Source organism: Sphingomonas sp. (assembly GCF_019242355.1).
Classification (GTDB): Bacteria; Pseudomonadota; Alphaproteobacteria; order Sphingomonadales; family Sphingomonadaceae; genus Sphingomicrobium.
Map to the genome: position 1 here is coordinate 1 of NZ_JAFAVR010000221.1, position 9,605 is coordinate 9,605.

Annotated in this window: 8 protein-coding genes; 2 read left to right on the forward strand and 6 right to left on the reverse strand. The window is 65.2% G+C overall.

The features are described from left to right. The 4 genes from JOZ79_RS10935 to JOZ79_RS10950 all read right to left on the reverse strand — a co-directional run. On the reverse strand, positions 1-1,619 hold a 1,619-nt coding region (locus JOZ79_RS10935; RefSeq protein ID WP_294074053.1), incomplete at its 3' end, for a DUF885 family protein. Positions 1,620-1,713: 94 nt separating this feature from the next. Further along, positions 1,714-2,538 (reverse strand): RcnB family protein, encoded by an 825-nt coding sequence (locus tag JOZ79_RS10940; protein ID WP_294074054.1) that lies wholly within the window; start codon positions 2,536-2,538, stop codon positions 1,714-1,716. Between the two features lie 29 nt (positions 2,539-2,567). Continuing rightward, positions 2,568-3,107: a (2Fe-2S)-binding protein gene (locus JOZ79_RS10945; protein ID WP_294074055.1), complete on the reverse strand. Its 540-nt coding sequence runs from the start codon at positions 3,105-3,107 to the stop codon at positions 2,568-2,570. A 15-nt stretch (positions 3,108-3,122) separates the two neighbouring features. Next, positions 3,123-5,780 (reverse strand): M1 family metallopeptidase, encoded by a 2,658-nt coding sequence (locus JOZ79_RS10950; RefSeq protein WP_294074056.1) that lies wholly within the window; start codon positions 5,778-5,780, stop codon positions 3,123-3,125. Positions 5,781-5,879: 99 nt separating this feature from the next. Between JOZ79_RS10950 and JOZ79_RS10955 the strand changes: the two genes are divergently transcribed. Beyond that, positions 5,880-6,668 carry an alpha/beta fold hydrolase gene (locus JOZ79_RS10955; RefSeq protein WP_294074057.1) on the forward strand — a complete coding sequence of 263 codons (789 nt, stop codon included), beginning with the start codon at positions 5,880-5,882 and terminating at the stop codon, positions 6,666-6,668. Between the two features lie 25 nt (positions 6,669-6,693). Beyond that, a complete protein-coding gene (locus JOZ79_RS10960; protein ID WP_294074058.1) occupies positions 6,694-7,320 on the forward strand; it encodes a hypothetical protein in 627 nt (208 codons plus the stop codon). Here the strand turns inward: JOZ79_RS10960 and JOZ79_RS10965 are convergent. Together JOZ79_RS10965 and JOZ79_RS10970 are read right to left on the reverse strand one after the other, a co-directional pair. After that, a complete protein-coding gene (locus JOZ79_RS10965) occupies positions 7,314-9,110 on the reverse strand; it encodes a hypothetical protein (RefSeq protein ID WP_294074059.1) in 1,797 nt (598 codons plus the stop codon). The two genes, JOZ79_RS10960 and JOZ79_RS10965, sit on opposite strands and share 7 nt — an antisense overlap. A gap of 91 nt (positions 9,111-9,201) precedes the next feature. Further along, positions 9,202-9,474 (reverse strand): hypothetical protein, encoded by a 273-nt coding sequence (locus JOZ79_RS10970; RefSeq protein WP_294074060.1) that lies wholly within the window; start codon positions 9,472-9,474, stop codon positions 9,202-9,204. Positions 9,475-9,605: the final 131 nt, after the last annotated feature.

A 9,605-nucleotide genomic window follows, 5' to 3' on the forward strand; every position in this document is an offset into this window, starting at 1 on the left:
GCGATGTAGCGCTCGACCTCCGCAGTCGCGTCTGTCTTTCCCATGCCGGAGTGCGTCAGCATGTAGGTGATCGCCTGATCGCGCGTCCAACCCTTGGTGTGGATCCCGGCGTCGACGACGAGGCGCATTGCCCGCAGCATCTCGTCATTCAGCGTCCCGAACCGGGCATAGGGGTCCTTGTACAAGCCCATGTCGTAGCCGAGCGTTTCCGAATAGAGCGCCCAACCCTCGACATAGGCGGTGTTGCCGCCGAACCGCATGAAGCTTGGCAGAGCGCTATTTTCCTGCGCCAGGCTGATCTGGAAATGGTGCCCGGGCTCTCCCTCGTGGAGGAACAGGGTCGTCTCTTCCCAGGTGCTGCGCGAGGGCAGGTCGTAGGCATTGAAATAGAAGGTCCCGGGGCGCGAGCCATCGGCGCTGCCCTGCTCATAAGAGCCACCGGCCTCGAACTTCTCGCGGAAAGGATCGTAAGGCCGAATGACGAGCGCCGTCTTCGGCACGACCGAGAAATATTGCGGCACCTTGGCTTCGACCGCGGTCTTGATCCGGTAGAAATCGTCGCGCAGCGAATCCCTGCTCTTCGGCTGGAACTTGGGGCTGGTGCGCATATAATCGAAGAATTGCTGCAGCGTGCCCTTGAAGCCGACCTCGCGCTGCACTTCGGCGAAGCCCTTTGTAATGCGCGCGACCTCGCTGAGCCCGAGCTGGTGAATTTCCTCGGGCGTCTTCGGCAGCGTCGTCGTCGACTGCACCTGATAGCGGTAGAGGGCGTCGCCGCCCTTCATGCTCGTCTCGCCGACCGTATCGCGAGCGCGCGCGAGATAGTCGGTCTGCAGGAAGTCGCGAAGCTTCGTCAGCGCAGGATAGATGTCGGTCGCGATCGACTGGCGATAGGCCTCGGTCAGCCGAGTGCGGTCGGCGGCGCCGATGGCCGCCGGGAAGTTCTGCACCGGCCCGAAGAAGGGTGACTTCTCGGGCGTCATCTTGAGCTGGTTGTCGAGCTGCTCAATCATGTTGCGGACGGTGAGCTTGGTGTCGACGATTCCCTCTGCCTCTCCGCGCTTCCACATCGCGATCGCCTCGTCGACGTTGCGCGCGAAGTCCCGATTTCGCTTAAGGCTGTTCTCGTAGTCGGCGAGCGTGTTGTACGGCGCCGCTCCCTTGCCGCTGGCGAAGGTCGCGTACTCGGTCTGCATGCCGTAGAAGTGGTTCATCGGGCGAACCAGCACCGGCTCGAGCAGGTCAGGCTGAAGACCGCGCAGATTGTCCTTCGTCTGATAGGCGAACACATCATACGCCAGCTGGTCGGTTGGACTGAGCTGCGCACGGTCGATGGTCTGGAGCTCGGCAAGGTCCCGCTGCCCGGCGGTGCGCGCGGCGGCATAATGTTCCGGGCTGTAGAGGTCGCCCAACCGGTCCGCGTAGCGAAGGTCGCCGCGGCCGATCGCGTCCATGGGATTGCGGCGAAGGGAATCCTCGTCGCTGCGCTGGAACAGCGCGAACAGGCGATCGTGGGCACTCGCCGGCGGGGTCGCCGGGGGCTGCTGGGCAGCAGCGGCGACCGGCGCTCCGGCGAGCAGGGTGAAGGTGAGGAGAGCGGCACGGAAGGCTGTGGTCATTGCGGACGGACTCGCGACGATGGCCGGATGGCCGATGTGAAAGGGGCGCTGCGGACTGGCCGCAACGCCCCTTCGTTCAACAGCGGTCTGGAGTCTACCAGAAGAAGCCCTGGATTTCGTCCACGACCTGGCCGCTGTACATGTCGACGAGCAAGGCATCGTTCCAGTAGCGGACCCACTGCGTGCCGGGCGGCGGGTAAGGCAGGCCGTACATCGCGGGATCGATCCAGTAGTTCTGCTCATAGTAGTTCGGCCGCAGCTGGTAGCCGATCCCGAAGGACTGGTAGCCCCAGCCAAACGGGTCGATGTAGAGACCGAGGTGGAACAGCGAGTGGTGGTGCTCGCGGCGCTCACGCCAATCGTAGCGGCGGTCGTTGCGCCAGTCGCGGTTCCACTGCACTCGGCCCGAACGGTCGCGCCAGTTGCTGTTGTCCGGCCGCTGGTTGCGCTGCCAGTCGCGATTATAGCCGTTCGCAGGCTGCTGACGGACGTTGCGCTGCTGCCAGTACCCGCCCTGTCGGGCGCGCTGCTGCCAATAGCCGTCTTGCTGACCCCGCTGGTCCGGAGCTCGCCAATTGCGGACGCTGTCGCGATCGCCATCGGCAAAGGCGTTGCCGTTCGGGGACGGACGCACGTGCTGCGCATCCCCCTCGAACTGGGGGCGCTGGAAGTCGGGACGGCCCGGCCCACCATTGAACTGCGGGCGCTGGAAGTCCGCACGGCCCTGGCCACCATTGAACTGCGGACGCTGCACGTTCTGGGGACGCTGCGGACGAGCCTCGTCGTCGTTGTTGCGGACCGGCCGCTCGGCACGAGGCTGGTCGCGGTCGGAATCATCGTTGTGGCGGTTCGGGCCACCGGCGGCGAGCGCCGGCGCTGCTGCCCCGGCAAGAAGAAGACCGAAGATGATCTTACGCATCACTGTTCCCCTAGATGAAAGAGTCCAAGTCACTGCGACGGCTTTTGCGACTCGACAGCTGACGCAGGGCTGAATTGTTGTTTCGGCATTCGTTCATCTTGCGAAGCCTGCTGCCGCGCCGCCGCCATCGTCGCGGAGGCCCGCGTGATCGCGCTGCGAATCCGCGGATAGGCGCCGCAGCGGCAGATATTGGTCAGCGCTCCGGCCGCGTCGTCACCACTGCTTGCACCCGCCTCAAGCATTGCCGCGATCGCCATGATGAAGCCCGGCTCGCAATAGCCGCACATGGTCACCTGCTCGGCAAGCCAGGCTTGCTGCACCGGATGCGACCCGTCCGGCGACAGCCCTTCGATGGTCGTCACTCGCGCGCCTTCGAGCGAAGCGAGGGGAACGCTGCAGCTCGTCACCGCGCGGCCATCGACGATCACGGTGCAGGCGCCGCAATCGCGGCTGTCGCAACCATATTTGGTCCCGGTGAGGTTGGACGCATCGCGCAGCGCCCACAGCAACGGCGTTTGCGAATCGAGCCTGTAGTCGACCGCTTCGCCGTTGACCGTCATCTTCGTCATACGCTCGAGCGGCGCTCAGTGGGCTGCCAGCGCTGCGGCGATCTCGGCCGCTTTTGCCTGCCTGAGCACGCCGCAATTGTGCACCCGCTCAAGCATTCGCCGGAACTCCAGCACACCGACGCCGGCCTTGAGGACGCGCGGCCCCAGCGCCTGTTCGATGTGCTGCGCCGCGTCGACTCCGCACTGGTTGTTGAAGACGCCGGGCAGACGGCTGGTGATGAAGATGCCGTTGCCGCTGCCAAGCAGCCGGTCGTAGTTCGCAAGCACCCACTTCGCCGCTATGTCGCGAGTTTCGGGCGTGCCCGCGACGCCGGCGATCAGCTTGACCTTGTCGTAGCTGCGCAGCCGCGCATCGCTGAGCCCCAGGATGTAGCGCGCCACATCGGCGTTGCCGCTCGCGGCGGCTGCGCCGAGCAGGTTGGCACGGATTTCGGCGTCTTCGCTCGACAGCCCCTTTTCGACCAGCCGCTTCGCGGCGGACATTCCGCCGTCCTCGGCAACAACTGCGAGCCCCGCGCCGAGGAAACCCGGGTCAAGCGCCTTGTCGTCACCCGCAAGATAGCGCTCCGCGGCGGACTTGAGAGTCGCGCGAACGCCCGGATCGCGAGCGTCGAACGCCATCAGCTGCACGAGCTCCTGCCGCAGCGACTGCCGGTCCGGCGAGTCCCCGGCGTGAGCGCCGAAGCCGGGATCGAGTCCGACGCTCGCCAGCCTGGGGCCGTAGATCGAGCCGATCAGCGCGCGGTATGCCGATTCCTGCGCAGGGGCGATGAGGCCGAGGGCGCGCAGCCCCGACAGGCGTTCGCCGGGTCCGACGCTGGCGGCCGCATCGGGATTACCGCTCATCGCGCGCGCTTCCTCGACCAGCAGGGACGCCGGCGCTCGCCCGGCGCGGAACGAGGCCCAAAGGCTGTCGGTTGTCGCCAGCGCCTCGCCGGCGGGAAGCTGCGCCGCTCCGGCGATCAGCGCGCGCCAGTCGTCCGGCGCAAGCTCGAACCGGTAATAGCCGGTGCCGCCGACGTTTGGCATGATCGCACCCGGCCCGGGCGCGGCGATCGTCGTGACATGCTGGTCGAGCAGGCTGCAGGACCTGGCCGCGCCGGCGCGGACGCAGAAGGGGATCGTCCACGTGAGCGGCGGCGGATTGCTGCCGAGGAACGCATAGCGCGACTGGGTCAGGACCAGCCTCGATCCGTCGCGACGGATGTCGACGAGCGGCACGCCCTGCTGGTCGACGAAACTCTTGAACGCGGCGAGGACCTTGGGGTCCTGCGCGGCATCGGCGATCGATTGGAAGAATTGGTCGGATGTGGCATTGCCGTAAGCGTGACGATGCAGGTGCAGCCGGACGCCCTGCTTGAACTTGTCGTCGCCAAGGTAGGCCGCGATCATCGCCACGACGTGGCCGCCCTTGCCGTAGGTGATGCTGTCGAAGGCGGAGTCGATCTCGCTGTTCTGGCTGATCGGCTGATGGATCGGCCGGCCGACGATCAACGCGTCGGTGTTCATCGCGGCGAAGCCCTCGCCGAGCGCGCCGACGCCGATGTTGAGCTCGGGCCGCCACTCGTTGCCGATCCGGTAGCCCATCCAGTTTGCAAAGCTCTCGTTCAGCCAGATGTCGTTCCACCAGGCGGGCGTAACGAGATCGCCGAACCACTGGTGCGACAGCTCGTGCGCGACGATCATGCCGAAACTCTGCTTGTCGCCGGTGGTCGCGCCGGGAGGCAGGAAGATGATGCCGTCGCCGTAGGTGTCGGCGCCGGCATTCTCCATTGCGCCAGGCATGACCGGAGTTCCGATCTGGTCGAGCTTTGGGAATGGGAACGGCTCGCCGAAATACTTTTCCAGCAGGCTGATGATGCGCGGCGTTTCCGCCATCACATAGCCCATCTTGTCCTTCTGCGCCTGGGTCGCGACAGCGCCGTAGGGCATCGGCGCCGCCCGCTCCGGATCGGGCGGGATCATGCCGGTCCGGTGAACGAACGGCCCCGTGTCGATTGCGACCAGATAGGTCGGAAGCGGTTTCGTAACGGCGAACTGGTGCTTCTCGAGCCCGTTGGCGATCCTTGTCACGGAAGCCTGCGGCGCATTGCTGACGGCGACAAGCCCGGGATGCGTGGTTACCGACACGGTGAAGGGAGTCTTGAAACCTGGCTCGTCAAAGCCGGGGTAGGCGGCGCGCGCGTCGATGCTTTCGAACTGGGTCCAGCTGTACCAGCGGTCGCCGACCTTGACGTGGAACAAGCCCGACGCGCTGTCGCCAAACGGGGCCGAATAATCGAACCGCAGGGTCGCATTGCCGACTGGAAGCTCCTGCGGCAAATCGATCCGGGCCGTGCCGGTCTTGTCGACCTGCGTCCATTTCACCGGAATGACCTTGCCGTCGGCGAGTACGGTGGCGCGGGTGACGGCGAGGTCGCGGCCGTGGAGGTACAGGGATCGCGCCGGGCGATTGACGGCAATATCGATCTCGTCATGGCCTGAAAACCGCGCCGCTTCCGGAAGGATGGTGAGGTCGAGGCGGTAAGCCCTTGGCGTTGCGGTATCGGGAAGCTTGCCCTTCGGCGCATTCGCGTCGGCGACAATATTCGTTTTCGCCGGCACAGCGCCTGGCGCGGCCGAGTGGGCCGTCGTGGACATCAGGGCGGCGAGTACCAAGACAATGGCGCGCATGCGATCTTCCCGTTCGAAACTGTCTGGCGCGGGTCATACACCAGCTGCGCGAATGGCAAGACGCTTTTCGACAGGCTCCTGGGCTGGCAAGATACCGGCATGGCGCGGGTGACGACTGCAAGCGGGATCACCATCGGTTACGACGAGGCCGGCGGCGGTGAGCGAACGCCGATCATCTTCCTGCATGGCGTCGGTTCGGACAGATCCGTGTGGCGTCGCCAGCTCGAGCGTTTCGGACAGGACCGGCGAACGATTGCGTTCGACTACCCGGGCTATGGCGAGAGCGACGCCGCGATCGACGACATGACACGCGACGATTTCGCGACATCGATCCTCGCCGCGATGACCGAGCTCCAGGTCGACCAGGCGCATGTCTGCGGCCTGTCGCTCGGTGGCGTGATCGCGATCGCCATGCACCATGCCTGGCCGAAGCGCGTGCGATCGCTCGTGCTTGCGGACAGTTTCGCCGACCATCCCGACGGACAGGGCATTTACGACCGGTCGCTGGCCGGAAGCGAGAACATGCGCATCCTCGCGGAAGGCCGCGCGGACGTGCTGCTCGCGCAGCCCGCTGATCCGGCCGTGCGGTCGGAAGTCATCGAGACGATGGCCCGCATCGACCCGACGTCCTACGTCATCGGCGCGCGGGCCGTCTGGCTCGCCGACCAGCGCGACCGCGCACACGAGATACGAGTGCCGACGCTGGTACTATGCGGGACCGAGGACAAGCCGACTCCACCCGCCTTGTCGCAGGCGCTCGCAAGGCTCATTCCTGGCGCACGGTACGAGCCGATCGAGCGGGCCGGCCATCTCGGCAACATCGAGCAGCCGGATGCATTCAACACGCTCGTCAACGCCTTCATCCGCGGCGTCGATTCGCGCACTTAGTCGGAGTGTTGAGGGGAGAGTTTCAGTGGCGTTCGACGTCAACGATTTCGTTGCCTGCTGCAGCGCGGCCGTTCGCGAGGACGACGCGCCCGAGCGTATCGCCACGATCCTTCGCGAGGCGATCGCCGATCCGGATGGCATTGCGAATGCGATCGCGCAGCGCCAGTTTGGGCAGTCACCGACACCAATGGCGGACGTATTCGTGAGCAGCGACGAGCTCACCATCTATCACGTCACGTTTCCGCCGAACCTGTACGGGGTTCCGCACGATCACGCCGGCTGGGCGGTCATCGGTGTTTACAAGGGCTCAGAGGAGTTCTACGTCTATGCCGAGGACGGGCATCGACTGGTCCGGCGCGGACGCAAGGTGATGCGCGCTCCGTCGGTCGAGATCCTCGCGCCCGACCTGATCCACGATATCGAGAATTCACAGGACGAAACGTCCGGCTCGATCCACGTCTACGGCAATCGGCACTTCGACCTGCCCCGCCGCCGCATCTGGCGCGATGAAGGCGCTCAGCCCGAGCCGTTCACCGTCGACCGCTCCTTCGCCTACGGCATGGAGCGCACAAATCGGCTGCGCCGTGAGCGGGGTCTCGAAGAGACGGATATGCCGGAGCGCGGCGACCTCGTTTCACGCAGCTCTCAGTGAGCGGCGAAGAGTCGAAAGCTATGCGGTGGAATGGCCACTGACTCGGTGGCCGACCTCTCCTTGCGCGTGATGCCGACGCGCGCCGCATCGTCCCTGAAGTTCTGCACGATGAAGGATCCGTTGTCGTAGGTAAGCAGCGCGACATGGTCGGGCGCATCGATCTGCACGGGCGCGTCGCCGAACAGATATTGCTTGATCCGAGTGATCATCGGTTGCGGCAGGGTGTAGAGGTCGCCGAAATTCTCCGGCATGTTCCACAAGTAGAGCGTGCCTTTCGAATAATGGTTCATCAGGACGACCGGGAAACCCTTCTTCGCCACGACGCCGCGGATGATGCCCCAGCTGTCGTTGGTATAGAACCGGATCTCGGGGAACAGCACCGGCGTCGGCTTCCGCACGCCGGTCAGCTCCCTGCCGTTGCCTGCTCCGAAGCCGTCGAAATAGCGGTCGAGCGCGATCGCGCGTCCGGTCGTATGCCATTCCGCGAGCTGCTGGAAGCCGCGGTCCTGCATCGCCGCGAGGAAGCCCGACGTGACGATCACGTTCGCGCCCTTGTGCAGGCTGTCGTCGATCCGGGCGATGATGCTCGGGTCTGCCGCTGCAGCCTCGGTCAGCAGGATCGTGCCCGCGTCGGTCGGATAGTCCGCCTTAAGCTCGATGGGGACGCCAAGGTTGCCGATGTAATTGTGCAGGAAGTCCTCGCCGCTCGCGTGCGGTGGACGATAGCTGGCGATCCCGACCGGTTTTCCGAGCTGCCCGATAACGCCGTCGGCAATATGCAGCGCCGCATTCGCCGCTGTTGCCCAGCCGGCGTTAGGCTGCTTGGCCGCGATCGCCGACCAGGTGAAGCTCGTGGCCTGCCCGGACCAGGGCCGCGAACCCGCGACCGCCGGCTTGTCGCTTGCCATCGCGCTCCACTCGAACAGCGTCTGTTCGGGCGCCTTGGCGAACAGTCCGTCCCAAAGCTGCTCGGCATAGCGGTCGATCGAGCGGATCGAATAGGTGTCGACCCAGACGCCGAGGTTCGCGCCCGGGCGGATGTTCGAGAAGTAACGGAAGATTTCGTAGCTCTCATACTGCTGGAGCAACTGATCGGTAATTTCCGGGTCGCGGGTCTCTGTGCCGGTGTAGATCGCGTCGAATGCATGCGCCTCCTGGTCGAGATCGAAGCCGAGACCGTGGAAATGCTCGTACCAGTTCGGATATTTGATGATCACCCGGACCCGCGGGTTCTCCTGGTGCGCCGGCCCGAGAACGAGGTCGCGGCTGACTTCGTTCATCTTGGCGAGGCGGTAGTCGGTCCAGCTGCGGCTGCCCCTGGCCGCAATGTCGGCGTCGCTCTTGGAATTATAGAAGAAGAAGTCGTCGAGGATCACTTCGTCGAAATGCCGCGCGATCAGTCGCACGGCCCGCTCGCACTCGGCGCGGTCGGTGGGGTTCTCGTAGTCGAAAGTGCCGAACTGGCCGCCGGCCCCGCCCGCCGCCAGGGTGATGCCTCCCGACGTCTGGATACCCTTCGACTGGAACTCGCGTTTGACGGTCTCGAGTTGAGCGTCCGTCGCCAAGGTGCGATCGCGGTAGGCCTCGATATAGACCTTGTCGAACTGGAGCTGCGACGAGACGCGGGCGAACTCTCGCGCGAACGTCGCGGGGTCGGCAAGTTTCTGCGTGTCGTGCACGGTCACGTAGATTGCGACGCGGAAGTTCCGATAAGCGGTGGCGTTCGCCTGCGTCGCGAAACTCATGGCAAGCAGCGCCACGACGGTGCTGACGACCCGGTGCAAACGCATGGCTCTCGACCTCCCCTGTTAGCGCTACCAATAGCTCACGGGCCAAGAGGAGCAAGAGAGCGAGATTGAGGTCGCTAGCGGACGGTTCGATTCACTCCGCCGGGATCGCCCACTCCTTCGCCTTTTCCGCGGCATTCAGCTCGCGGATCAGGGCGTCGACGCTTCGGGTGAGCTCGGGCAGGAAGGTGATGTCGTGCCGCGCGCCGCGGTAGGATTCGGCCATCAGGATGGCGTCGATCAGGATCGGCACCACGATGCTCTCGGGATCGTCGAGATCCGCGAGCCCGCGAAGCTTCGCCAGGGCCTTGCGCCGCGCCGACAATGTGTCGCTCAGCGCCTCTGTCCGGCCGATACACCAACCCATCGCATCCTCCCGCAAAGCAGAAGGATAGCCTCGGCCGGACTCGCCGCGAAGCTCCGCAGGCCGCACCCAAAGCGCGGACTGGCGCTAATCGAACGGGAAACCGGACGCTGGCGGAGACGGAGGGATTCGAA

Bases quoted from the DNA above. Each gene is read 5' to 3' on its own strand.
- JOZ79_RS10940 (WP_294074054.1), bottom strand. From the start codon at position 2,538: ATGCGTAAGATCATCTTCGGTCTTCTTCTTGCCGGGGCAGCAGCGCCG.
- JOZ79_RS10945 (WP_294074055.1), bottom strand. From the start codon at position 3,107: ATGACGAAGATGACGGTCAACGGCGAAGCGGTCGACTACAGGCTCGAT.
- JOZ79_RS10950 (WP_294074056.1), bottom strand. From the start codon at position 5,780: ATGCGCGCCATTGTCTTGGTACTCGCCGCCCTGATGTCCACGACGGCC.
- JOZ79_RS10955 (WP_294074057.1), top strand. From the start codon at position 5,880: ATGGCGCGGGTGACGACTGCAAGCGGGATCACCATCGGTTACGACGAG.
- JOZ79_RS10965 (WP_294074059.1), bottom strand. From the start codon at position 9,110: ATGCGTTTGCACCGGGTCGTCAGCACCGTCGTGGCGCTGCTTGCCATG.
- JOZ79_RS10970 (WP_294074060.1), bottom strand. From the start codon at position 9,474: ATGGGTTGGTGTATCGGCCGGACAGAGGCGCTGAGCGACACATTGTCG.